Raw genomic sequence first — 21,518 nt, 5'->3', positions numbered from 1 at the left:
CCGTACTGTCACACCGTCACGTCGGGTGCCCGTCCCGTTGCTACCGCCGGGTAGCCGTGACGGGTGCCACTACCGTAGCGGCCCATCTCGGAATTGGAAGGGGCGGAAGCTCGGATCAGCGGTGAAAACGCGACGGTGTAAGACAATCGTTACTTACGACGTCCGCGACACTACTGCGAGCGAACCCGCACCTCAAGCCGGGGCTGGAGCCACTGCCGTGACTGGACGGACCCCTGGGGCGCCGTCCGAAGTGGGACGCTACGCGCGGCCCGGGCACCGCACAACTGGCTCCCATGCCCGATCTGCCGCCGAGGTTTATCACCCGCGGACAAATCCACTGGCCCCCAGGGCTCCCCCAGAACGCCGGAAGGCGGCCGCCTCACCGAAGTGAGACGACCGCCTCCACGCGGGCACGGCCGCGCCCGCAGGGTACTGCTCGGTCTTACTTGACGGTCACCGAAGCGCCGGCCTTCTCCAGGGCCTCCTTGGCCTTGTCGGCGGCCTCCTTGTTGACCTTCTCCAGCAGCGGCTTGGGCGCGCTGTCGACCAGGTCCTTGGCCTCCTTCAGGCCGAGGCTGGTGAGGGCGCGCACCTCCTTGATGACCTGGATCTTCTTGTCGCCGGCACCCTCGAGGATGACGTCGAACTCGTCCTGGACCGCGGCCTCCTCGGCGGGGGCCGCGCCACCCGGAACGGCGGCGACGGCGGCGACCGGGGCGGCGGCCTTGACGTCGAAGACCTCCTCGAACTGCTTCACGAAGTCGGAGAGCTCGAGGAGGGTCATCTCCTTGAAGGCGTCGAGCAGGTCGTCGGTGCTGAGCTTCGCCATGATGTGTTCCTCCGCTATGGCTTGTGTCTGGGGTCTAACTGGAACCGCGGGTCCCGGGTCCGTACCGGACCGGGACTACTCGGCGGACGCCTCGCCGGACGAGTCGTCGGACGCTTCGGACGCGTCGGCGTCGGGCGCGGGCGCCTCGGCCGGAGCCTCGGCCGTCTCCCCGGCCTCCTCGCGCTTGGCCCGCAGGGCCTCGGCGAGCTGGGCGGCCTGGGTCGGCAGCGCGTTGAAGAGCGCGGCCGCGTTGGCCAGGGAGCCCTTCATCGCACCGGCCAGCTTGGCCAGCAGCACCTCGCGGGACTCGAGGTCCGCCAGCTTGCTGATCTCGGCGGCGTCCATCGACTGACCGTCGACGAAACCGCCCTTGATCACCAGGAGCGGGTTGTCCTTGGCGAAGTCACGCAGCCCCTTGGCGGCCTCGACCACGTCGCCCTTGACGAAGGCGATCGCGGACGGGCCCTCCAGCAGCTCACGGAACTGCTCGTCGACGCCCGCGTCGGACGCGGCGATCTTGGTCAGCGTGTTCTTCACCACGGCGAACCTCGCGTTCTCGCCGAGGTCGGTGCGCAGCTTCTTCAGCTGCGCCACCGTGAGCCCGCGGTACTCGGTCAGCACGGCGCCGCTCGAGCTCTCGAACTCGTTCTTGAGATCGGCGATCGCCGCAGCCTTCTCGGCCTTTGCCATGGGCCTCCTTCCGATTACCTGGGTGGTCGGATCCGCGTCCGCCGGTGAGGGCGGGCGCCGATCCCTGGTGGGAAGCCGCCAGGGCGAATGCCCGGAAAAAGGCGAACGCCCCGGCGCAGGCGCACGGGGCGGAGGCACGACGCTCGACAGCGGAGGTCGTACGGAAGCTCTCGTCTCACCTACGCGGGCCGCCCGAATCTCTTCGGGTCCTTCGGCCGCCCTCACGGGCGGCGACCGGCGGTCTTCGGCAGAGAACAGAGTACGTGGTCGCCTCGCTCGGCGCCAAATCGATTCACCGGACGACTCACCGGACGAAGAAACCCGCGGGCACCGCGCGCACGGCGGTTCCCGCGGACTTCTCCCGCTCGCGTCAGGTACGGGGGGTCGGGGCGGGAGCCGGGCCGCCTCCGCCCAGCAGACCGCTCAGCGAAAGCTCGCCCACCTGGTCGGCGGGCGGCGGGTTCACGCTGAACGACTTGCCGTAGTCGCTGTAGACGACCGTCACCGTGCCGTTCCGGTCACCGCTCCCGGCGCCCTTGGACGACAGCTTGCGCGGCAACTGGTCCTTGCCGACCCACAGGTCGAAGCTGATCCGCTCGCCGGTCGCGCCCTGCGGGAACCACTTGCGGACGTTCTCGCGCGCCTGCGGGTCCAGCCGGTTCAGCGCGTCCTGGACGGTCACCGTGCCGGTGTAGCGGGTGGTCTCGACGCCGTCGACCGTCTCGGTCCCGACGCGGCGCGCGTCCTTGGACCCGGTGAACATCTTGGTCTGCTCGGCCGGGTTCACCTTGCTCACCTGGTCGACCAGCCCCTTGACGTCCACGCCGAACTGCCGCCCGGCCTGGTTGACGTCCACCTTCACCCACGGCTTGCCGCCGCTGACGAACTGCGCGAACTGCGGGACCTTCGCGTACAGCACGTCCCCGGTGAAGACGGCCTGACCCTTGGCGCCCGGGACCGCCTGCCCGCCCTGGCTGACCTCGTTCAGCCGCGCGCTGAACGTCAGCTCGGGGGCGAGCTTGAACTGCCCGGTCGCCTTGACCTGGCCGCCGCCGTTCCCGGAGTCGGTCACGGTCAGGTCGGCCTTGAACGTGTCGGCCTGCCCCGTCTTCTCCGACGTCTTGATCAGCGCCTCGGCGGCGGTGAGCTTCATGGTGCCGGTCGCGACCTCGGAGCCGGAGCCCCCGCACCCCGACACGAGCAGCGCGGCGCCCATGGCGGTGCCCCCCGCGGCCACGACGAGTCGACGCTTCATGAGGATGGTGCCTCCCTTTCGCCTGCTGATGGGTTCCAGTCTCATGCGGCGCGCCTCGGGCCACATCCCCCGGAGGTACGAATGGGACGAACGGCCGTACGACTCGCGGCGTACCCCCGGGATGCCCTGATTTCAGGGGTTTGCACGCGGCTAGCCGTACGACTGGAAGCCCATCGACCCGGTGAACCTCGCCCCCGGCACCGAGGCGTTCACCCCGATCCGGGACGGCCGGTCCGCCCGGTCGGCCCGCAGGTCCAGCGCGACCCCGGTACCCGCCGGCATCAGTGTGCGCAGGTGCGCGGCCACCTCCCGCGGCAGCAGCACGTACAGGTCGTCCAGCACCGCCCTGGCCAGATAGCGCGTCACGCCGCCGGCGTCCGGACCGGTCCGCGTCATACCCGGCAGCTCACGCAGCAGGTAGGTGAACTGCCGCGGATCGGACCCGGTGCGCAGCCTGGTGAGCTGCGCCGGGGTCAGCGTCGACTGCGACCATGCCTGGCCGTCGTACCCGTACAGGACGTCGCCCTTCACGATCACCTTCTGGGTGACCGTGGTGAGCCGCCCGTCCTTCATGCTCTTGCGCACGCCCGTCGCCTCCAGCGCGAACCGCGGCGCCAGCGTGAACGTCGCGGTCTCCCGCTGGTGCTCGTAGTCGCCGTTGGACGCGCCCGACAGCCTCACCTCGGTCACCCGGACGTACGAGTCGATCGCCGGAGCGCCGGGCGGCGGGGTGGACGGCAGCGCCGCGGCGGATCCACTCCCGGAACCCTGGCCGCCGCCGTTCCCGTCACCGCCGCTTCCACGAGCCGTCCCGCCGCCGCTCCCCGTCCGGCCGGGGGCGGCGGTCGACGAGCCCGCGGGCGAGGGCGGCGCGTCGGGCGACGCGTCCGCCTGCGCGACACGGTCGCGCTGCGCCACCGCCGTGGCCGACGGCATCGTCCCCGAGTCCCCGGCCCCGCCCGCGACCGCGCGGACCGCCACGACCGCCGCGAAGACGACCCCCACGACGGCGACGGCGGACACCGCCACGGTCCGATCCGTACGACGCTCCACCGGTCCTCCAGCCTCGAACATGCGGCACGGCACGGACGAAAGAAGGCTGATTCAACACCATTCGCCCCGTTTGCACTACGCACGCGGGCACGAAAAAAGGGGCGCCCCCGCAGGGGCGCCCCTCACAACCGCGCCGATCGGACCGCGCCGACCGGATCGGCGCGATCAGACCTCGTCGAGCTCGGCGGTCAGGTTGCGGACCGCGTTCGGGTCGACCGGGATGCTCGGCCCCATCGACGTCGTCACCACGGCCTTCTTCACGTACCGGCCCTTGGCGGCCGACGGCTTGAGCCGCTGGACCTCCTCGATCGCGGCGGCGTAGTTCTCCACCAGCTGACGCTCGCTGAAGGAGGCCTTCCCGACGATGAAGTGCAGGTTCGCGTGCCGGTCCACCCGGAACTCGATCTTCCCGCCCTTGATGTCGGAGACCGCCTTGGCCACGTCCATGGTCACGGTGCCGGTCTTGGGGTTGGGCATCAGGCCGCGCGGGCCCAGCACCCGGCCCAGCCGGCCGACCTTGCCCATCTGGTCCGGGGTCGCCACGACCGCGTCGAAGTCCAGGAAGCCGCCCTGGATCTTCTCGATCATGTCGTCCGAGCCGACCAGGTCGGCCCCGGCCTCACGGGCCTCCTCCGCCTTCGCGCCGCCGGCGAACACCAGCACCCGGGCGGTCTTGCCGGTGCCGTTCGGCAGGTTGACGGTGCCGCGGACCATCTGGTCGGCCTTGCGCGGGTCGACGCCCAGCCGCAGCGCGACCTCGACGGTCGCGTCGAACTTGCTGACCGAGGTCTGCTTGGCCAGCTTCATCGCCTCGGCCGGGCTGTAGAACCGCTCCCGGTCGATCTGCTCGGACGCGTTGCGGTAGCCCTTGCTGCGCTTCATGACTGCTCCTCGATGTGACGGGAGTTCGTGGTACGGGCCGCGCCGGCCCTCCCACGGATACCTGCGGGTGTTACTCGAACTGCTCGAACCGCTCGAGTTACTTGACCTCGATGCCCATGGAACGGGCGGTGCCGGCGACGATCTTCTCGGCGGCGTCCAGGTCCTTGGCGTTGAGGTCGGGCATCTTGGTGGTGGCGATCTCGCGGATCTGGTCGCGGGTGACCGAGCCCACCTTGGTCTTGTGCGGCTCGCCGCTGCCCTTGTCCACCCCGGCGGCCTTCAGGATGAGCTGCGCGGCCGGCGGCGTCTTGGTGATGAAGGAGAACGACCGGTCCTCGTAGATGGTGATCTCTACGGGGATGACGTTGCCGCGCTGGGCCTCCGTGGCAGCGTTGTACTGCTTGCAGAAGTCCATGATGTTGACGCCGTGCGGACCGAGCGCGGTACCGACCGGCGGCGCCGGGGTCGCCTGGCCGGCCTGCAGCTGGACCTTGACGACGGCGCTGATCTTCTTCTTGGGAGGCATATGGCACCCCTACGTCCCGTTTGATGTTGACCCCGACTCCCGCTTCGCGGGCAACACGGCGGCGGGACTCGTCCACCGTGTAGGGATCACTGGAAACTCATGCCCCCGCTCGCGCAGGGATACCGGCCTTTCGCGCCCAAAGATCGAGACCAGAACCGGCTCACCCCCGCTTGCGCAGGGAGACACACCCAGGGTACGCGCTGATCCGAACGGGCTCGCTCAGATCTTCGAGACCTGGTTGAACGAAAGCTCGACCGGCGTTTCGCGGCCGAAGATCGACACCAACACTTTCAGTTTCTGCTGCTCGGCGTTGATCTCGTTGACCGTGGCGGGGAGGGTGGCGAACGGGCCGTCCATGACGGTGACCGACTCGCCGACCTCGAAGTCGACGGCGGGCGTGCTGCTCTTGGCCTGCTCCTTGGTCTTGACCTGCTCCTCCGGCTCGGGGGCCAGCAGGTTGGCGACCTCGTCCAGGCTCAGCGGCGACGGCTTGTTGTTGAGGAGGCCGACGAACCCGGTGACGCCCGGCGTGTTGCGGACCGCGGCCCACGACTCGTCGGTCAGCTCCATCCGGACCAGGATGTAGCCGGGCAGGACCTTCTCGTTGACCTTCTGCCGCTTGCCGCCCTTGATCTCGGTCACCTCGTGCTGGGGGACCTCGATCTGGAAGATGTAGTCCTCCATGTTCAGGGTCTGGGTCCGGGTCTCGATGTTGGTCTTGACCCGGTTCTCGTACCCCGCGTAGGAGTGGACGACGTACCAGTCGCCCGGCTGCAGCCGCAGCTGCATCTTGAACTCGGCGTACGGGTCGGCCGCGGGCGCGGCGGGGGCCTCCTCGGCCTCCTCGTCGGCCGCTTCGGCGCCCTCCGCGCCGGCCGTGTCGTCGAGCGCCGCCTCGCCCGGCTCGGCGGCCGGGGCGTCGGTGTCGGCGATCTCCGTGTCGGCGATCTCAGTGTCGGAGAGCTCCGTGTCGGCCGGGCCGGCGGCGCCGGTGACCTCGTCCGCCTGCCCGTCGGCGTCGGCGGCAGCCGCAGCGGACCGGGCCTCGTCGACGGCCTCGTCGTATGGCTGTGAGGGCTCGGACACGGTGACTCTTTCTCTCGAACGGATGCGATGACGATCTTTACGGCGGCGGGCGGCCGCCCATGGTGGTGCGGGCCGGGGCACCGGCGGGGCGGTCGCGCCCCGGGGGTTTCCCGGCGCCGGGATCACCGGCCGGGACGGCTCAGCCGAAGAGCCAGTAGACGCCCTTCAGCAGGGCCCAGTCGAGGCCCGAGACGATCCCCACCATGATCAGCACGAACACCAGGGAGACCGTCGTGTAGGTGATGAGCTCACGCCGGGTGGGCCAGATGACCTTGCGAAGCTCGGCGATCACCTGGCGCACGAAGAGAAGCGGAGAGGTCCGCTTGCGCGAGGGCTTCCCCTTGCCTTCGTCCTTGGCCGCGGCCTCGCCGCGCGTCTCAGTCGCCATTGTGCCGCCGTTCACCTCATAGGTCGTGTCCAACCACCCAGTGGTTGCCGCGCGTCCCCGCGCCGACGCCTGTCATGACGGCGCGCCATGACGTAACCGGTACGGGTGCGCGCACCGCACCTCGCAGGGCAGGAGGGACTCGAACCCCCAACCGCCGGTTTTGGAGACCGGAGCTCTGCCAATTGAGCCACTGCCCTTCACTGGTGACGGAACCAGCTTACGGCCTTTCGCGGACATGGCCGTATGACCGGAGTGCGTCACTAGGACGGTGAGTCTACGTTGCCGACGGCCCTCACGTCGAACCAGACGGGCCCCGCGTCGCGAGAACGCCCCGGTGACCTGGCCCCGAGCCCGTGCCGGCCGTCCGGCGCGCCGCCCCTCCGACCCCGGCTCCAGCAGGTGGAATACGGCTGAAGGCACCGCTCGGCGTCTGTAACGATAGGGACATGAGCAACGACCGACCTCGCATCTCCAAGCGCATCGCCGCGATCTCCGAATCCGCCACGCTGGCCGTCGACGCCAAGGCCAAGGCGCTGAAGGCTGCGGGCCGCCCGGTCATCGGCTTCGGCGCGGGCGAGCCCGACTTCCCGACGCCGGACTACATCGTGGAGGCCGCGGTGGCCGCCTGCGGCGTGCCGCGTTTCCACAAGTACACCCCGGCCGGTGGGCTGCCGGAGCTGCGCGCCGCCATCGCCGAGAAGACCCTGCGCGACTCCGGCTACTCGGCGGAGGCGTCGCAGGTCCTGGTGACCAACGGCGGCAAGCAGGCGGTGTACGAGGCGTTCGCGGCGTTGCTGGACCCGGGTGACGAGGTCCTGGTGCCGACCCCCTACTGGACGACCTACCCCGAGTCGATCAAGCTCGCCGGGGGCGTCCCGGTGGACGTGGTGGCCGACGAGACCACCGGCTACCGGGTGAGCGTGGAGCAGCTGGAGGCGGCCCGCACCGACCGCACCAAGGTGCTGCTGTTCGTGTCGCCGTCCAACCCGACCGGCGCGGTGTACACCCGCGAGGAGATCGAGGCGATCGGCCGCTGGGCCGACGGCCACGGCCTGTGGGTGATCACCGACGAGATCTACGAGCACCTGGTGTACGGCGGCGCCGAGTTCCACTCGCTGCCGGTGGTGGTGCCGGAGCTGGCCGACCGCACGCTGGTGCTGAACGGCGTCGCCAAGACCTACGCGATGACCGGCTGGCGGGTGGGCTGGCTGATCGGCCCGCAGGACGTGGTGAAGGCGGCCGCGAACCTGCAGTCGCACGCGACCTCGAACGTGGCCAACGTCTCGCAGGCGGCCGCGCTGGCCGCGGTGACCGGCGACCTGGACGCGGTGGCGGAGATGCGCAAGGCGTTCGACCGGCGCCGCCAGACGATGGTGCGGATGCTGAACGAGATCCCCGGGGTGCTGTGCCCCGAGCCGGAGGGCGCGTTCTACGTCTACCCGTCGGTCAAGGCGCTGCTCGGCAAGGAGATCCGCGGGAAGCGGCCGCAGACGTCGGTGGAGCTGGCCTCGCTGATCCTGGAGGAGGCGGAGGTGGCGCTGGTGCCGGGTGAGGCGTTCGGTACGCCGGGTTACTTCCGTCTCTCGTACGCGCTGGGCGACGACGACCTCGTCGAGGGCGTCTCCCGGGTCGCCAAGCTGCTGTCCGAGGCGAGCTGACCCGTACCGGGGCCGCTGGGCGGGCGTGACACCGGCCGGCGGGGGCGCCTGAGCGAGGCGCCCCCGCCGGATACGGGCGTGGCCGGAAAACCGCCGGGAAAGCGGTGACCGCGGTGAGGGGCCGGTCGCCGTCTCAGTCTCAGGGGCGGACGCCTTCGGCGATGCGCATCAGCTGGTCGCGTGCGGCACCGCCGCCCGCCGCCACGACGACGCCCACGCCCGGACGCTCCAGCCACGCGATCTGGCGGCCGGAGTCGGGCCGCTCGGTGGTGAGGGCCTTGATGCCCCGTACCGAGGACGGCTTGGGCATCGACGGCGCGGTGATCAGGTCCTCAGGCCCGCTCATCCCGGAACCGCGCACCACCTTGACCTCGGCCCAGCCGCCGGATCCGGCCCACCGGCACGTGGTCACCCGGTTCTTGCCCTCCGCCCTGGAGGCGCAGGGCGCGTCCTCGGCGAGGCCGGATGGAAGGAAGGTCACCCAGGACGGTAGCCGGACCGCTCCGTCCCCGCCGCCGGTGGACGGCTTGCGCTCTGGCCCGTCACCGTCCCGGTCGGCGGGCTTCTTCGGGGTGGCGGCGCCGGACTCGTCCGGCGAAGGCGACGCCTCGGGAAGAGCCGGGGCGGGGGCGCGGTCCGGCTGGGACGTGGCGACCGTGCCCCCTTTGTTGTCGGGTTCTCCTTTCGAGCCGACGGTCTCGGCGCGAAAGGACTGGTAGCCCGGCGCCACGGCCGCCACGGCGACCGCCGCCGCGGCCACGCCCACCGTCACCCGGATCCGGGTGACGCGGCGGCGGTGGCGGCGGCGCACATCGGCGACGAGCGAGGGCGGAGCCGCCGCCTCGGCCACCTGTTCGGCCATGGCGTGCCGCAGTTCACTCTCCAGATCCATCGCTCATCTCCCCAGTGGTGCCAGGTTGCGGTCGAGACGCTCCCGGAGTCTGGCGAGTCCCCGGGACGCCTGGCTCTTCACGGTGCCGACCGAGCAGCCGAGCACCCGCGCGGTCTCCGCTTCGGAGAGGTCCTCCCAGAAGCGCAGCACCAGTACCGCCCGCTGTCGCGGACCCAGCTTGCGCAGCTCCTCCATGAGGGTGCCGCGCAGCTCCACCGTGTGGGTCGCCGACGATGTCGTCGGCATTTCGGGCGGTCTGGCCATGTTGATCTCACGGAGCACCTTCCACCGCCGGGACCGGCTGATCACCAGGTTGACCAGGATCCGGCGGACGTAGGGCTCGGGGTCGGACTCGGGATCGAGCCTCCCCCAGTGCCGGTACGCCTTCTCCAAGGCGGTCTGCAGGATGTCCTCGGCGTCCTGGTGGGCACCGCACAGCAACGCGGCGGTCCGCAACAAGGCGGTGCCACGTGCCGTAACGAACTCGGCGAACGACTTGTCGTCTCGACGCCCCACTGTGCTCCGTCCGGCTGTGAGCTTTCGGCTACCGGGTCGGCGGGGCGGCCCCCCGCGCAGGGGCCGCCCCGCCGCGTCTTGCTGGCGCGCCGCGCGGTCGCGGGCGCCGCGTTCTTACTGAGCGCCGCGCGGCGCGCACGTACCGCGCGCCGCGTGCGTGCCGTGTGCGGCGTGCCTGGTGAGCGCCGGAGGCGTCACCGGGCGGTCTTGGACGCGGCGGCGACCTTCTGGGCCACGTCCTGGAGGCCGGCGGACGACAGGACCGGGCTGCCGTTGACGAACAGCGAGTAGCCCGCCGGGTCGAACAGCAGCACGCCGCTCTGCCCGGCCGGGGCCTGCCACACGACGGTGCCGTTGACGGCGGTGGTGCGGCCGCCCTCGGGCAGCTTCAGCGCCTGGCGCAGCTGCTGCTCGCTGGTCTGCGCGGGGGTCTTGATCCGCTCGACCGTGATCCAGGAGCCGGTGCCGGCCCCGGAGACCCACTTCTGCGTCACCGAGCAGAGCTGCTGCTTGGCGCCCAGGGGCTTGGCGGCGGCCTTGTTGCCGGCGTGCTTGAGGCCCTTGGGCAGCATGATGGCCCGCTCGACGGTACCGCCGGCCGGGACGGCCGGGGCGAGCTTGTCGCAATTGAGGTCGGAGACCGACGGGACGGCGGGGGCCTGCGGCGCGGCGGGGGCCTTGGCGTCGGGCTTGGGCAGGGTGCGCGCGCCGGGGGCGGCGGGCGGGCAGGCGGGCAGGTCGGCCTGCGGGACGCCCGGCTTGGCGGCGGGGACCTGAGCCTTGCCGGCGGGCGCGGTCTGGATGGAGGTGCCCGGCTTGGCGTCGGCGGGCAGCTTGTCCTTGACGTCGGGCACCTGCCGCTGGGCGCCGGCGGCGGCGCCGGCGCCCTGCTCGGCGGTCTGCTGGCCCTTCCTGGCGAGCTCCGCGGCCTTCTTCTTGAGCTCCGCGGCGGGCAGGCAGGTCGGCGCGGTCTTGGGAGCGGCCTCCTTGGCCTTCTGCACGGTGGCGGGGAGCTTGTCGTGCGCGGAAACGGGGGCGGCGTCGGGCTGGGCGACCGAGGCCCACGTGACACCGCCGACGGCGACGGCCCCCACGGTCGAGGCGGTGATCACGGCGGCCTTGAGCGAAATCATCTCTGCGTCCCTTCTGCCCTTGCGAATCTCTCTTGCGCCCCCCATATACGCGCGGCCCCCGAGCGGGGTTGCACGGGTTGCCGGAAGTTTTTTCGGACGCTGCGCGAGGCGGCGGGTGCGCGGCGTGACGACCTGTGCGGGAGTGCGCGACCGGGTTTCGGGTTAGGGACGTCCCGAACGGGATGGGCGCGTGGTCATGGGCGGCATGGCCGCCGCGTGCCATCGCGCATAGTCCGGACTGATGATCCTGGTGAGCCGGGGGTTCCGTGGAGACGCCGATCCGGCAACATTGGGTCATGGAGGCCCGTCTCGCATCACCCCGCCACGTTCACGACCATCCGCGGCTCGCCGCCCTCGACGGCCTCGACGCGGGGGGCGCCGCGCGCGATCTCGCCGCCCTCCCCAAGGCCCACCTGCATCTGCACTTCACCGGTTCGATGCGGCACTCCACGCTGGTGGAGCTGGCCGCCGCGCACGAGGTGCACCTGCCGGACGCGCTGGTGGAGGACTGGCCGCCCCGGCTGCGGGCCACCGACGAGCGCGGCTGGTTCCGGTTCCAGCGCCTGTACGACATCGCCCGTTCCGTCCTGCGCACCCCCGGCGATCTGCGGCGGCTGGTGCGGGAGACGGCGGAGGACGAGGCCGCCGAGGGGTCGGGCTGGCTGGAGATCCAGGTGGACCCCAGCGGCTACGCGGCGCGCTTCGGCGGGCTGACCCCGACGGTGGAGCTGGTGCTGGACGCCGTCCGCGAGGCGGAGGAGGCCACCGGTGTCGGCATCGGCGTGGTGATCGCCGCCAACCGCACCCGGCACCCGCTGGACGCCAAGACGCTGGCGCGGCTGGCGGTGCGCTACGCCGGCCGGGGCGTGGTCGGGTTCGGGCTGTCCAACGACGAGCGGCGGGGGCGGGCCTACGACTTCGAGGGCGCGTTCCGGATCGCGCGGCGCGGCGGGCTGCTGTCGGTGCCGCACGGCGGCGAGCTGCTCGGCCCCGGCAGCGTGCGGGAGTGCCTGGAGACGCTGTCGGCCGACCGGCTCGGGCACGGCGTGCGGGCCGTGGAGGAGCCGCGGCTGCTGGAGCGGATCGTGGACCGCGGGGTGACGCTGGAGGTGTGCCCGGCGTCCAATGTGAGCCTCGGGGTGGCGGCGACGGCGGCGGACGTGCCGCTGCGCGCCCTGTACGAGGCGGGCGCGCGGATGGCGCTGGGCGCCGACGACCCGCTGCTGTTCGGGTCGCGGCTGGTGCGGCAGTACGAGCTGGCCCGCACCGAGCACGGCTTCGGCGACGCCGAGCTGGCCGAGCTGGCCCGCCAGTCGATCCGCGGTTCGGCCGCCCCCGACTCGGTGCGGGCGCGGCTGCTGGCCGACGTCGACGCCTGGCTGCGCGCCGAGCCGTCCACGCAGCGGGCCTGACCGCGGGCCCGCGGTCAGGGGGTCAGAGCTGGACGCCGACGAGGACCGGTTCGTTGACCAGCTCGACCCCGAACGCCGCCCGGACGCCGTCGCGGACCTCCCGGGCCAGCGCGAGCAGGTCGGCGGTGCGGCCGCCGCCGGGGTTGGTGAGGGCGAGGGTGTGCTTGCCGGAGATGCGGACCGGTCCGCGTTCGTGCCCCTTCGTGAACCCGGCCTTGTCGATCAGCCAGGCCGCCGAGGTCTTGGTGCGCGGCTGCCCGTCCGGGCCGGGGCTCTCGGGGTACCGGGGGAAGGCTGCGTCGGGGCCGAGCCGTTCGGCGACGCGGCGTTCCAGGTCGGCCAGGCGGGCGGCGTCCAGGATCGGGTTGGTGAAGAAGGAACCGGCGCTGCGCGTGTCGGGGTCGGCGGGGTCGAGGACCATGCCCTTGCCGCGCCGCAGCTCCAGCACGGCGTCACGGGCCTCCTTGAGGGGGACGGTCGCGCCGGGCTGGACGCCGAGCTTGCGGGCCAGCTCCGCGTACGCGATCGGCCGGGACTCCTCCGCCTCGCGCAGCGCGTAGGCGACCTCCAGCACCACGTACCGGTCGTCGCCCTTGAACGCGCTGTTGCGGTAGGTGAACCGGCATGCCTCGCGGTCCAGGTCCACCACAGTGCGGGCGCGCCTGTCGTAGGCGCGGACGCGCACGATCGTCTCGCTGACGTCCTGCCCGTAGGCGCCGACGTTCTGGATCGGGGTGGCGCCGACCCGGCCGGGGATGCCCGACAGGCACTCCACCCCCGACAGCCCGTCCTCGACGCAGCGGGCCACGAACGGCTCCCACTCCTCGCCCGCCTGCACGCGGACGCACAGCCGGCCGTCGTCGCCCGGGGAGCGCTCGACGCCGCGGGTGGCGACCCGCACCACCGTGCCGGGGAAGCCGTCGTCGGAGACCACCAGGTTGCTGCCGCCGCCGAGCACCAGCACCGGCTCGCCCTCGTCGTCGGCGCGGCGGACCGCCGCGACCAGCTCGGACTCGGTCGTGGCCTCGACGAACCGGCGGGCGGGGCCGCCCAGCCGGAGCGTGGTGTATCCGGCCAGGTTCACCTCTTCAGCGAACACCGCCACGTGGTCTCCCCTCCCGTGCGCGCGTGATCGCGTGGGCCGGGTCCGCGGCGGCCGGCCGGCGCGCCCCCGGGCCGTCCGGCCCGGGCGGGCGGGGCCGGTGCCCGTCCCGCGGCCCACGCGATCGGGGCCTGCCGTCCTCAGGCGAGCCGGACGACCGCCTTGGCGCGCGTGAGGACCTTCTGCTCGTTGGACCGGGCGGTGAGCGCGACGACGACCTTGTTGTCGGCGAGCTTCTCCTCCACCAGGCCGCTGATCTCCAGCGTCGCACCGCCCTCGTCGGGCACCACGACCGGCGAGGAGAACCGTACCCCGTAGTCGACCACCGCGCCCGGGTCGCCCACCCAGTCGGTGACGAACCGGCCGCCCTGCGCCATGGTGAACATGCCGTGCGCGATGACGTCCGGCAGCCCGACGGCCTTGGCGGTCGACTCGCGCCAGTGGATGGGGTTGAAGTCTCCGGACGCGCCCGCGTACTTGACCAGGTCGGCGCGGTCGACCGCGAACGTCCGCGCCGGGATCTCGGTGCCGGCCTCGACGTCGGCGTACTTCACGTTGGCGGTCATCAGGCCCCACGCTCCACGACGGTGTTGTAGCTCTTGCAGATCAGCTCGCCCTCGACCGTGGCGATCTCGGTCTCCAGGACCATCTTCTCGTTGTTCCCGATCGAGCGGATCTCGGTGATCGTGGAGGTGGCGGTCACCACGTCCCCGGCGCGCAGCGGGCGGGTGTACTCGAAGCGCTGCTCGCCGTGCAGCACCATCGCGTAGTTGAGCCCGAGCTCGGGGTCGGACATCCCGGCGTTGCTCAGCGACAGCACGATCGGGAAGGTCGGGGGGGCGATCACGTCGGGGTGACCGGCGGCCTTGGCCGCCTCAGGGTCGCGGTAGATCGGGTTCTCGTCACCGATCGCCTGCGCGAACTCGCGGATCTTCACCCGGCTGACCTCGTAGGGCTCGCTGGGCGGGTAGCTCCGCCCGATGAAATCACGGTTGAGTGGCATGCGGTCCTGTCCCTTCACGGTCGAACGGGGCGGGGGGCCGGGTCTCCGGGGCGGTGAGCCGCCCGCCCTCGCCCGGACCCGTCGTTCCAATCTGGGACGGACGGTAACAGAATGACGTTCAGCCCGTCCTCGCGGGTCGATGCGAGAACGGGCTGAAGGAAAGAGGCAAGCGTGCAGACCATGTCCGCCGTCATGCGCGGCGGCCGGTGCTCACCCCGGGCCGGACCCTGCCGGTGCGACGGCCCGGTTATCGGGTCTCGCGGTGCGCGCGGTGGCACCTGCAGTTGGGGCAGTACTTCTTGATCTCGAGGCGGTCCGGGTCGTTGCGCCGGTTCTTCCGCGTGATGTAGTTGCGGTGCTTGCACTCCTGGCAGGCCAGCGTGATCTTCGGCCGTACGTCGGTGGCAGCCACGATGGAGTGCCTTTCTGACTAGGGACATCGGACAGCGTTGCGATCCTCGGCCGCCCCGGAAGGGCGGCCGCGACTGCGAGCACCAGCCGACCCGCCCCTGTCGGGGACGGGAAGGACCGGTAGTAGCGAGGGCCGGACTTGAACCGGCGACACAGCGATTATGAGCCGCTTGCTCTGCCTGACTGAGCTACCCCGCCGTGATGGTCGGTGTCGACCGGAATGCAAGGATACCGGATGTACACCGGAGCCCGGAAACGCGAGGATCCGGGATCTTGCCGATCGGGATCCGAGCGTCGAGGCCGGTCGCCGCGCACCGCTCCCCGGGCTGCCGGTCGAGCCGGTGACCTGGGAATCGTCCGCTGGGACCGGTGGGACGGTATCACAGGCGCATGGACGGTGCGAAACCGGCGACACCCGGAAACGATCGAAGGCCGTTCCGAAGTTCCTTCGGAACGGCCTTCGCGCTACCGAGCCCCTTTACGGAATCGAACCGTAGACCTTCTCCTTACCATGGAGACGCTCTGCCGACTGAGCTAAAGGGGCTTGCGTCGTTCGCGCAGTGAAACCATACACGGCCCGGGGACCACTTGCGAAATCGTTTGGCGCCCCGCGCCTGTGCCAGGCTGATCACCCATGAGCGACACCTTCCTCCAGCGCGTCGACGCCATGGTCCGCGCCGCCACGGCCGAGGACCAGGCGTTCAGCGACCTGATGCCCCAGGTGATGAACGAGTCCCAGGGACTGCCCCCGGTCGTGCTCAACCTGGCGACGATGAAGATGGGCGAGGGGATCGCCGCCGCGCCGCCCAACCTCGGCTGCTGGCTCGCGATCATGGCGGGGGCCTGGGTGGAGAACGGCGCCACCGCCTTCGGCGTGGACGAGCCCGTGCTGGCCAGGACGATCGAGGTCGCCACCGCCTCCGCCGAGTTCGCCGGCGCCTGGCGCACGGCCACCGGTGGCACGCCCCCGTCTCCCGACGGGCAGCCGTCCCAGGAGATCGTCGACACCGTCGGCCCGCACCTGCCCGACCCGGTCGGCGCGATGATGGCCTGGTTCTCGATGGAGCGGTTCGCCCTCTCCGCCAACACCATGCTGTCCCGCTCGCCCGGCCTGCGCGCCGGCGTCGCCGACCGCGAGGCCAAGGCGGCGCTCACCGGCGGGCTGGCCGAGCACTGCGAGAAGATGGGCTGGGTCGCCCTGCTGCTGCGCGTCATCGACGGCGAGCGGCTGCTGGTCCTGGACCGGGCGAGCCGCCAGGGCTGGACGGTCACCATCGGCGGCATCGGCGACAACTTCCAGCTGCACACCCTGCTGGCGGGGGCGTTGCAGGGCCGTCCCGGCGGGATGCCCGGCACCCCGCCCGCGCCCGAGATCGTCGCCTGCTTCCTGGACGCCGAGACCCCGCCCGGCCGCCCGATCGTCACCAGCCCGTGGAACCTGGTCGACGCGCACGGCGAGTGGATCTACAACGAGGGCGTGCCCGCCGACATCCCGGCGGTCAACGGCACCCGCGTCGTCGTGCTGGACCCGCCGTCGTACGAGCGCCACTTCCCGGCCGGCCGCAAGCACCCGATGATGACCGCGGCCCTCAGCGTCGACGGGATGCACTACCCCGAGGACCTGGCGGGCTGGTGGCCGCACGTCGCCCCCGCCAAGAACCCCGTCGGCGCCTGACGTCCACGGGTCAGGGGTCGCGGGTCTCGGCGAGGTGGACGAGCACGGCGGTGGCGTCGTCGAAGCGTTTGCCCCGGCGCCCGTCCACCCGCGTCCCGCGTTCGGCCTCCCGGGTGCGGCGGATCACCTCGTGCGGGCCCTCCCGGTCGAGCAGGTCGAGCAGGCCGTCCCACTCCAGGACCCCGAACCGTTCGACCAGGCGCGCCGCCCCGTCGCTGAGCAGCGCCGCACGCCGCACGCCCTGGGCCTCACCGGTGACCGCCTCGTACGCCGCCTCGGGCCGGGTGCTCGCCACCCAGAACCCGCCGGGGCTGTTGCGCGCCGCCCGTACGGCCTCGGTCGTGTAGCTGGGGAGGTGTTCCAGGCGGTCGTCCCGTACGGCCCGTACACCGCCGTCCTCCAGGTCGAGGAGTACGGGCGAGTCGGCCAGTACCAGCCACTCCACCGCACCACTGCCCCAGCGCAGCATCGCCACGGTCGCGGACGGGCTGTCCCGGTTGTCCAGGTCGCAGCCGCCCGCGTGCAGCTCCGCGACGCTCTTGATGGACTCCGCCAGCAGATCCGCCAGCGGCCTGGCCTCCTCCAGGGCCAGCCGCGCCGCCAGCGCTCCCCCGAGGCGCCGGACGAGCCACCCGGGCCCGTGCGCGCACCCGCTGTCCACCCCGGGACGGGGCGTCGCGCCGTCCAGCACCACCGCCCACCCCGGGCCCGCCACGACGTGGTCCTCGTTCACCAGGCCCGGCGTGGCCTCGGTCGCATAGCTCACCCGCACGCACAAAGGTCTACCCCAGCGGAACCCGCCGCGGTGGCCACGAGTCCAAAGCCGGTATCCCGATCAAGATAGGAGAACGATGACGCCCGACATCATCGGCGACGCACTGGTCCAGGCCTTCGCGGACCAGGGATACGAGGCCAGGCTGGAGAACCCCGACTCCCTCGTCGTGACCCTGCCCGGCGGCCCGAGCGGCCCCCTCGACATCGGCGAGTGGCGCGCGTTCGCGGGCCGCAACTCCCGGGGCGATCTTCCGGACAACGCCGCGGGGTTCGTCCGCGGCTTCCTGCGGAAGATCGAGAACAGTGGGGAGGACCGCGCCCAGGACGTCCAGCGCGTCCGGGAGCACTCGGAGATCGACCGCCTGATCGCCGAGGAGACGCTCCGGGTGCGGCTCTACACCGAGGAGGAGCTCGAGGCCGTCCCCGGGATGCGCGAGGCCCTGGTGACCCGCCCGCTCGCGCCCGGCCTGCTCCAGACCGTCGTCGTCGACTACCCCGACTCGCTCATGCCGCTCAACCGGTCCTCGATCGGCGACACCCCCGAGAACGAGGTCTTCGGCGCGGCCCTGCGCACCTCCATCGAGAAGGAGCCGCACTACACCAAGACCGACACGCTGTGGGACGTGCCGATCCTGCACATCGGGGAGACGCACCGCTACGTCGGCTCCCACGTGCACGTCCTCAGGCGGTACCTGGGCCCGGCCCCCTACGGCGCGCTGATCACCTTCCCGATCCCGGAGTACGTGATCGTGCACGAGATCGGCGGCACCCACCTGTTCGCCGCGATGGAGACCATGCAGGCCCTCGCCCGCACCCATGTGGAGAAGGGCGAGAAGCCCCTCACGTCCCGGGTCTACTGGTGGCGCGCCGGGGCGTACGAGGCCCTGCCCGAGGACGATGCCCTCCGCAGCGGCCTGGTGCCCGACCTGCGCCACGTCGGGATCGAGGTCGACCACGAGGAGAAGAGCGTCGCCGCCCTCACCGCCGAGAGCAACGAGCTCATCGACCTGTGGATGCGCGACCACGGCTGACCCTTACCTATGGGACGTCCTCGGGGGTCGCCTCGTGGCCGGGGTGCCCCTTGCTGCGGCGCCGCTCCTTGAGCCGCGCCTCGTACAGGTGCCGCCGCCCTCCGGCGAGTTCGTCATGCACCCGCTGTTCCAGGCGCCGGAACACGTCGTAGTAGACGTCCTCGAACTCCTCCACCACCTGGAAGGTCCATCGGCCGCGCAGCACGTTCCGGCCGACCAGCTCCCGATGCAGTTCCTCCGCCTGCTCGCGGTGGCCCGCCTCGGCGAGATGGTCGGCCGCGTCCCCCAGCGTGAAGTCCGCCGTCCCGATGAGCTGATGGAACGCGTACAGGTGCGCGCGGGCCCGCTCCACGGTCTCGCGCGCCTTGCTCAACTCGCCCAGCGCCTCCACGGTCGCCTCGTCGGGCTCCACCGGGTCGGTCGGCGCGGCCTCGAGATCACTAGACATGGCTCACCCGTACCCGCCGCTCCGGCCTCCTCACCGGCGAGGCGAAAGTCCAGGCTCTGAGGCACGATTGCCCCGTGACCCTTTCCGAGCCGTCCCCCGAAGACATCGGCGCGCTCCTGTACGACCTGTGCGTCCGCCTGGGCTTCTGCCTCCCCCCGGACGAACAGGCCGCGCTCCGCACTTCACCGCCCACGGACGTGGACGCGTTCACCGAAGCCGTCTACAGGGCCGAGGGCCTGGAGGGCTCCCCCAAGGACGACCTGTGGATGGAGGTGCGGGAGACGGTGAGGCAGACGTACGAAGCGCGTCCGGACACACTGGCCTGATGATGGTCAAGACGCTCCGCCCGCGCGATTACAACGAGGCCCTGCACGTGGGCCACTTCTTCCGGAACAAGCGCGTCCCGGTCGTGATGGACCTGACCGCGCTGTCCGATGACGTCGCCAAGCAGTTCGTGGACTTCGCCGCGGGCCTGGTCTTCGGCCGCGGCGGCGACATGGACCGGCTGGGCCCCAGGGTCTTCCTGCTGATCCCCGCCGGGCTGGCGCGTCCCGCGGTCGTCCCGGAGCCCGTCACGACCGAGTAGCCCCGGGAGGGGCCCCGGGCGGCGCGCCCATCATGGTCGGCATGCGTGAGAAAGCCAGGGCGGACGTCCGCCAGATCGCGGGCGCCATCGCGTTCGAGACCGTCATGCGCTACGCCGACGCCCTCGCCAGGACGCCCTACGCCGAGCAGACCATGGAGCGGACCGCGCGGCGCGTGGCCACCGAGGTCGCCCGTGCGATCGCCGACGAGCGCGTCGCTCACGCCGAGGAGATCGTCCGGGCCGCCGAGTCCGCGGCCGGGGAGACCGCCGCCCGCACCGCGCGGGAGGTCGCCGAGAAGACGGCGTCCGGCCTCACCGCCGAGTCGGCGGCCAGGACGCTGGAGGCGGCGCGCGCGGCGGTCGATGAGGAGTTGAAGGACGCCTGGGAGGCACTGGAGGAGGCGCGCGAGGAGATGACGCGGTCGGTCGCGCGGTTCGCCCGCGAGGAGTCGGCCCGCGTCGTCGCCGAGACCGCCGCCGAGACGGTCCCGCCCGTCGTGGAGGTCAGGGTGGCGGGCGCCGCCGACCCGGTCCGCGTCGGCGGCCACACCCACGCGGTGCTCCCGGACGTGCTGCTCGCGCTCGGCGCCGGCTGCCACGTCCTGCTGGTGGGCCCGGCCGGCACCGGGAAGTCGATGATGGCGCGGCAGGCGGCGGAGGCGTTCGGGCAGGAGTTCCACGCCCTGTCCCTCGGCCCGACGACACCGATGAGCAAGATCTTCGGCTACTACGACGCGCACGGCCACTACCACGCGACGCCCTTCCGCCGCGCCTTCGAAGACGGCGGGCTGATGCTGCTCGACGAGCTCGACAGCGGCCACCCCGGCCTGCTCGCGGAGCTGAACCAGGCCCTGTCCATCCGCTCCTGCGCCTTCGCCGACGGCATGGTCACCGCGCATCCGGACTTCCGCCTCGTCGCCACCGCCAACACCTACGGCACCGGCGGCGACCGCCAGTACGTGGGCCGCCAGGCGCTGGACGCGGCGACGCTCGACCGCTTCACCATCATCGACGTCCCGGTCGACGAGGACCTGGAGGAGCGCATCGCGCTCGCGCACGCGCCGTCCCAGGCCGCCGACGCCCGGCGGGTGATCGAGGAGGTGCGGCGGCTGCGCGCCACGGCTGCGGAGAAACGGCTGCCGGTGATGTTCTCGCCCCGGGCCAGCATCGACGCGGCCAAGCTGCTCCAGGCGGGGGCGAGCGTGGAGCAGGCCATCCGGTGGCGGGTGGCGCGCGGCATGTCGGCCGCCCACCGCTCGGCCCTGGAGCTGGCAGAGGACGGGCTGGGATGAGCCAGGACGACCCGCGTCCCGGCGACACCGTCCACGCGCTTCACCCGATGTGGTCCTGGCAGGAGTTCGTGGACCGGGCCCGCGCGCCCGACACCATCGAGAACGGGGACGGCCGCCACTGCCTCGACGCGTGGGCCGGCGCGACCTGGGACGAGGCGCTGCGCCTGGCCAGGGACGGCTGGACCACCGTGCTCCCCGAGGTGCACGCCGAGGTCGCCGAGCTGCGCGAACGGGTCGAGAACGACGTGCTGACGACGGCCCTGGTCCCCGCCTGGGACGTGACCGGCAGCGAGGTCGACGTCGGCGCCTACCTGAGCGGCGAACCGGAGTGCATGGTGGACGCGGTACCGCAGCGCATCTCGGCGCGCGGCCGCGTGGTGACATTTCTCGTCCCGGCCGGATACGTCAACACCACCCCGCACTCGGCCGTCCACAACCGGGGCGTGGCACTGGCCGCGCTGTGCTCGTCGATCACCGCGTCCGGGCACAGCGTCGAGATCTGGTCCGGCTTCTGCCCGTACGTGAGCCGGACCGACCGGTTCGCCTCGGTGGCGCGGATCATCTCCACGGCGGAACCGCTGGACATGGGACGGCTGATGTTCGTCATGGCGCATCCCGCGCTGCTGCGCCGCCTCTGGTTCGCCGTGTGGGACAGCGCCGCCCCACCGGTCGCCCGCCGCATGTACGACGCGCGCTACGGACAGCCGCCGAACGGCTGCTTCCCGGAGGACCTCCCCGAGGGCGTCACCGACCCGTACATACTCCCGTACCTGTCGCCGGACGATCCCCAGTGGGAGACGGCGGACTCCGCGCTGTCCTGGTGCCGGGAGATGTTCACCAGCCTGGGGCTGCTGCGCTGAGAACTGTCGGAGGCCG

The 21,518-nt window shown here is 71.9% G+C and carries 25 protein-coding genes and 3 tRNA genes; 8 read left to right on the top strand and 20 right to left on the bottom strand.

Translation table 11 applies throughout. The annotated features are described in order from the left end of the window. Nucleotides 1-442: 442 nt before the first annotated feature. The 9 genes from rplL to ACZ466_RS26915 form a co-directional block, all read right to left on the bottom strand. A complete protein-coding gene (gene rplL, locus ACZ466_RS26955) occupies nucleotides 443-829 on the bottom strand; it encodes a 50S ribosomal protein L7/L12 (RefSeq protein WP_378289632.1) in 387 nt (128 codons plus the stop codon). Between the two features lie 75 nt (nucleotides 830-904). After that, nucleotides 905-1,519, bottom strand: coding sequence for a 50S ribosomal protein L10 (rplJ, locus tag ACZ466_RS26950; protein WP_378289630.1), 615 nt, complete (start codon nucleotides 1,517-1,519; stop codon nucleotides 905-907). Nucleotides 1,520-1,889: 370 nt separating this feature from the next. Further along, nucleotides 1,890-2,774 (bottom strand): SCO4651 family lipoprotein, encoded by an 885-nt coding sequence (locus tag ACZ466_RS26945; RefSeq protein ID WP_378289628.1) that lies wholly within the window; start codon nucleotides 2,772-2,774, stop codon nucleotides 1,890-1,892. A gap of 150 nt (nucleotides 2,775-2,924) precedes the next feature. Continuing rightward, a complete protein-coding gene (locus tag ACZ466_RS26940; RefSeq protein ID WP_378289626.1) occupies nucleotides 2,925-3,827 on the bottom strand; it encodes a hypothetical protein in 903 nt (300 codons plus the stop codon). A 165-nt stretch (nucleotides 3,828-3,992) separates the two neighbouring features. Continuing rightward, entirely contained in the window at nucleotides 3,993-4,709 is a 717-nt protein-coding gene (gene rplA / locus ACZ466_RS26935) for a 50S ribosomal protein L1 (protein ID WP_378289624.1), read from the bottom strand. A gap of 97 nt (nucleotides 4,710-4,806) precedes the next feature. Then, entirely contained in the window at nucleotides 4,807-5,235 is a 429-nt protein-coding gene (rplK, locus tag ACZ466_RS26930; protein ID WP_378289622.1) for a 50S ribosomal protein L11, read from the bottom strand. A 219-nt stretch (nucleotides 5,236-5,454) separates the two neighbouring features. Further along, nucleotides 5,455-6,321, bottom strand: a complete 867-nt coding sequence (gene nusG / locus ACZ466_RS26925) for a transcription termination/antitermination protein NusG (protein WP_378289620.1) — start codon at nucleotides 6,319-6,321, stop codon at nucleotides 5,455-5,457. A gap of 139 nt (nucleotides 6,322-6,460) precedes the next feature. Beyond that, on the bottom strand, nucleotides 6,461-6,709 hold the full coding sequence (secE, locus tag ACZ466_RS26920; protein ID WP_378289618.1) for a preprotein translocase subunit SecE: 249 nt from the start codon (nucleotides 6,707-6,709) through the stop codon (nucleotides 6,461-6,463). Between the two features lie 124 nt (nucleotides 6,710-6,833). Next, nucleotides 6,834-6,906: transfer RNA gene (locus ACZ466_RS26915), tRNA-Trp, on the bottom strand. A 249-nt stretch (nucleotides 6,907-7,155) separates the two neighbouring features. On the opposite strand from ACZ466_RS26915, the gene ACZ466_RS26910 reads away from it, so the two are divergent. Further along, nucleotides 7,156-8,367 (top strand): pyridoxal phosphate-dependent aminotransferase, encoded by a 1,212-nt coding sequence (locus tag ACZ466_RS26910; protein ID WP_378289616.1) that lies wholly within the window; start codon nucleotides 7,156-7,158, stop codon nucleotides 8,365-8,367. Nucleotides 8,368-8,506: 139 nt separating this feature from the next. On the opposite strand, the gene ACZ466_RS26905 is transcribed toward ACZ466_RS26910, so the two are convergent. The 3 genes from ACZ466_RS26905 to ACZ466_RS26895 all read right to left on the bottom strand — a co-directional run bounded on the left by ACZ466_RS26905 (nucleotide 8,507) and on the right by ACZ466_RS26895 (nucleotide 10,908). Beyond that, nucleotides 8,507-9,259 carry a hypothetical protein gene (locus ACZ466_RS26905; protein ID WP_378289614.1) on the bottom strand — a complete coding sequence of 251 codons (753 nt, stop codon included), beginning with the start codon at nucleotides 9,257-9,259 and terminating at the stop codon, nucleotides 8,507-8,509. A 3-nt stretch (nucleotides 9,260-9,262) separates the two neighbouring features. Further along, nucleotides 9,263-9,775: a SigE family RNA polymerase sigma factor gene (locus ACZ466_RS26900; protein WP_378289612.1), complete on the bottom strand. Its 513-nt coding sequence runs from the start codon at nucleotides 9,773-9,775 to the stop codon at nucleotides 9,263-9,265. A 194-nt stretch (nucleotides 9,776-9,969) separates the two neighbouring features. Further along, complete coding sequence (locus tag ACZ466_RS26895) at nucleotides 9,970-10,908, bottom strand: hypothetical protein (RefSeq protein ID WP_378289609.1); 939 nt, start codon at nucleotides 10,906-10,908, stop codon at nucleotides 9,970-9,972. A gap of 437 nt (nucleotides 10,909-11,345) precedes the next feature. Between ACZ466_RS26895 and ACZ466_RS26890 the strand changes: the two genes are divergently transcribed. Beyond that, on the top strand, nucleotides 11,346-12,320 hold the full coding sequence (locus ACZ466_RS26890; protein WP_378289636.1) for an adenosine deaminase: 975 nt from the start codon (nucleotides 11,346-11,348) through the stop codon (nucleotides 12,318-12,320). A gap of 22 nt (nucleotides 12,321-12,342) precedes the next feature. On the opposite strand, the gene ACZ466_RS26885 is transcribed toward ACZ466_RS26890, so the two are convergent. The 6 genes from ACZ466_RS26885 to ACZ466_RS26860 form a co-directional block, all read right to left on the bottom strand. Further along, nucleotides 12,343-13,425 carry a UDP-N-acetylmuramate dehydrogenase gene (locus ACZ466_RS26885; protein ID WP_378289607.1) on the bottom strand — a complete coding sequence of 361 codons (1,083 nt, stop codon included), beginning with the start codon at nucleotides 13,423-13,425 and terminating at the stop codon, nucleotides 12,343-12,345. A gap of 137 nt (nucleotides 13,426-13,562) precedes the next feature. Continuing rightward, nucleotides 13,563-13,988, bottom strand: coding sequence for a MaoC/PaaZ C-terminal domain-containing protein (locus ACZ466_RS26880; RefSeq protein ID WP_378289605.1), 426 nt, complete (start codon nucleotides 13,986-13,988; stop codon nucleotides 13,563-13,565). Next, complete coding sequence (locus ACZ466_RS26875) at nucleotides 13,988-14,425, bottom strand: MaoC family dehydratase N-terminal domain-containing protein (protein ID WP_378289603.1); 438 nt, start codon at nucleotides 14,423-14,425, stop codon at nucleotides 13,988-13,990. Before ACZ466_RS26875 ends, ACZ466_RS26880 begins: the two co-directional genes overlap by 1 nt. Before the next feature lie 247 nt (nucleotides 14,426-14,672). After that, nucleotides 14,673-14,837, bottom strand: a complete 165-nt coding sequence (gene rpmG, locus ACZ466_RS26870) for a 50S ribosomal protein L33 (RefSeq protein WP_018654800.1) — start codon at nucleotides 14,835-14,837, stop codon at nucleotides 14,673-14,675. 123 nt (nucleotides 14,838-14,960) lie between these two features. Next, nucleotides 14,961-15,034 (bottom strand) — tRNA-Met (locus tag ACZ466_RS26865). A 273-nt stretch (nucleotides 15,035-15,307) separates the two neighbouring features. Continuing rightward, nucleotides 15,308-15,380, bottom strand: a tRNA-Thr gene (locus ACZ466_RS26860). A gap of 90 nt (nucleotides 15,381-15,470) precedes the next feature. On the opposite strand from ACZ466_RS26860, the gene ACZ466_RS26855 reads away from it, so the two are divergent. Then, nucleotides 15,471-16,511 (top strand): hypothetical protein, encoded by a 1,041-nt coding sequence (locus ACZ466_RS26855; protein ID WP_378289601.1) that lies wholly within the window; start codon nucleotides 15,471-15,473, stop codon nucleotides 16,509-16,511. A 10-nt stretch (nucleotides 16,512-16,521) separates the two neighbouring features. On the opposite strand, the gene ACZ466_RS26850 is transcribed toward ACZ466_RS26855, so the two are convergent. After that, nucleotides 16,522-17,283 (bottom strand): protein phosphatase 2C domain-containing protein, encoded by a 762-nt coding sequence (locus ACZ466_RS26850; RefSeq protein WP_378289599.1) that lies wholly within the window; start codon nucleotides 17,281-17,283, stop codon nucleotides 16,522-16,524. A gap of 79 nt (nucleotides 17,284-17,362) precedes the next feature. On the opposite strand from ACZ466_RS26850, the gene ACZ466_RS26845 reads away from it, so the two are divergent. Next, nucleotides 17,363-18,316, top strand: a complete 954-nt coding sequence (locus ACZ466_RS26845; RefSeq protein ID WP_378289597.1) for a hypothetical protein — start codon at nucleotides 17,363-17,365, stop codon at nucleotides 18,314-18,316. A 7-nt stretch (nucleotides 18,317-18,323) separates the two neighbouring features. On the opposite strand, the gene ACZ466_RS26840 is transcribed toward ACZ466_RS26845, so the two are convergent. After that, nucleotides 18,324-18,764: a hypothetical protein gene (locus ACZ466_RS26840; protein ID WP_378289595.1), complete on the bottom strand. Its 441-nt coding sequence runs from the start codon at nucleotides 18,762-18,764 to the stop codon at nucleotides 18,324-18,326. A gap of 74 nt (nucleotides 18,765-18,838) precedes the next feature. Here ACZ466_RS26840 and ACZ466_RS26835 point away from each other — a divergent pair, with 74 nt between their 5' ends. Genes ACZ466_RS26835 through ACZ466_RS26820 form a run of 4 tightly spaced genes read left to right on the top strand, consistent with a single transcriptional unit; the run spans nucleotide 18,839 to nucleotide 21,502 of the window. Next, nucleotides 18,839-19,090 carry a hypothetical protein gene (locus tag ACZ466_RS26835; RefSeq protein ID WP_378289593.1) on the top strand — a complete coding sequence of 84 codons (252 nt, stop codon included), beginning with the start codon at nucleotides 18,839-18,841 and terminating at the stop codon, nucleotides 19,088-19,090. Continuing rightward, nucleotides 19,090-19,350: a cell division protein SepF gene (locus ACZ466_RS26830; RefSeq protein ID WP_378289591.1), complete on the top strand. Its 261-nt coding sequence runs from the start codon at nucleotides 19,090-19,092 to the stop codon at nucleotides 19,348-19,350. Before ACZ466_RS26835 ends, ACZ466_RS26830 begins: the two co-directional genes overlap by 1 nt. 41 nt (nucleotides 19,351-19,391) lie before the next feature. Then, the gene (locus tag ACZ466_RS26825; protein WP_378289589.1) at nucleotides 19,392-20,642 is read left to right on the top strand and encodes an AAA family ATPase; all 1,251 of its coding nucleotides are present in this window, start codon (nucleotides 19,392-19,394) and stop codon (nucleotides 20,640-20,642) included. Next, complete coding sequence (locus ACZ466_RS26820; protein WP_378289587.1) at nucleotides 20,639-21,502, top strand: DUF7192 family protein; 864 nt, start codon at nucleotides 20,639-20,641, stop codon at nucleotides 21,500-21,502. Before ACZ466_RS26825 ends, ACZ466_RS26820 begins: the two co-directional genes overlap by 4 nt. Nucleotides 21,503-21,518: the final 16 nt, after the last annotated feature.

Source organism: Actinomadura rugatobispora, from assembly GCF_055379765.1.
Note: the sequence above shows the minus strand (reverse complement) of the source record. Positions and strands in the feature narration are given on the sequence as shown.

What these genes read in the sequence shown, in the direction of transcription:
- ACZ466_RS26945 (WP_378289628.1), bottom strand. Translation starts at nt 2,774, where the DNA reads ATGAAGCGTCGACTCGTCGTGGCCGCGGGGGGCACCGCCATGGGCGCC.
- ACZ466_RS26840 (WP_378289595.1), bottom strand. Translation starts at nt 18,764, where the DNA reads ATGTCTAGTGATCTCGAGGCCGCGCCGACCGACCCGGTGGAGCCCGAC.
- ACZ466_RS26880 (WP_378289605.1), bottom strand. Translation starts at nt 13,988, where the DNA reads ATGACCGCCAACGTGAAGTACGCCGACGTCGAGGCCGGCACCGAGATC.
- ACZ466_RS26905 (WP_378289614.1), bottom strand. Translation starts at nt 9,259, where the DNA reads ATGGATCTGGAGAGTGAACTGCGGCACGCCATGGCCGAACAGGTGGCC.
- rplA (WP_378289624.1), bottom strand. Translation starts at nt 4,709, where the DNA reads ATGAAGCGCAGCAAGGGCTACCGCAACGCGTCCGAGCAGATCGACCGG.
- rplL (WP_378289632.1), bottom strand. Translation starts at nt 829, where the DNA reads ATGGCGAAGCTCAGCACCGACGACCTGCTCGACGCCTTCAAGGAGATG.
- rplJ (WP_378289630.1), bottom strand. Translation starts at nt 1,519, where the DNA reads ATGGCAAAGGCCGAGAAGGCTGCGGCGATCGCCGATCTCAAGAACGAG.
- ACZ466_RS26875 (WP_378289603.1), bottom strand. Translation starts at nt 14,425, where the DNA reads ATGCCACTCAACCGTGATTTCATCGGGCGGAGCTACCCGCCCAGCGAG.
- ACZ466_RS26830 (WP_378289591.1), top strand. Translation starts at nt 19,090, where the DNA reads ATGATGGTCAAGACGCTCCGCCCGCGCGATTACAACGAGGCCCTGCAC.
- ACZ466_RS26820 (WP_378289587.1), top strand. Translation starts at nt 20,639, where the DNA reads ATGAGCCAGGACGACCCGCGTCCCGGCGACACCGTCCACGCGCTTCAC.
- ACZ466_RS26895 (WP_378289609.1), bottom strand. Translation starts at nt 10,908, where the DNA reads ATGATTTCGCTCAAGGCCGCCGTGATCACCGCCTCGACCGTGGGGGCC.
- rplK (WP_378289622.1), bottom strand. Translation starts at nt 5,235, where the DNA reads ATGCCTCCCAAGAAGAAGATCAGCGCCGTCGTCAAGGTCCAGCTGCAG.
- ACZ466_RS26845 (WP_378289597.1), top strand. Translation starts at nt 17,363, where the DNA reads ATGACGCCCGACATCATCGGCGACGCACTGGTCCAGGCCTTCGCGGAC.
- ACZ466_RS26855 (WP_378289601.1), top strand. Translation starts at nt 15,471, where the DNA reads ATGAGCGACACCTTCCTCCAGCGCGTCGACGCCATGGTCCGCGCCGCC.
- ACZ466_RS26910 (WP_378289616.1), top strand. Translation starts at nt 7,156, where the DNA reads ATGAGCAACGACCGACCTCGCATCTCCAAGCGCATCGCCGCGATCTCC.
- ACZ466_RS26825 (WP_378289589.1), top strand. Translation starts at nt 19,392, where the DNA reads ATGCGTGAGAAAGCCAGGGCGGACGTCCGCCAGATCGCGGGCGCCATC.
- secE (WP_378289618.1), bottom strand. Translation starts at nt 6,709, where the DNA reads ATGGCGACTGAGACGCGCGGCGAGGCCGCGGCCAAGGACGAAGGCAAG.
- ACZ466_RS26890 (WP_378289636.1), top strand. Translation starts at nt 11,346, where the DNA reads ATGCGGCACTCCACGCTGGTGGAGCTGGCCGCCGCGCACGAGGTGCAC.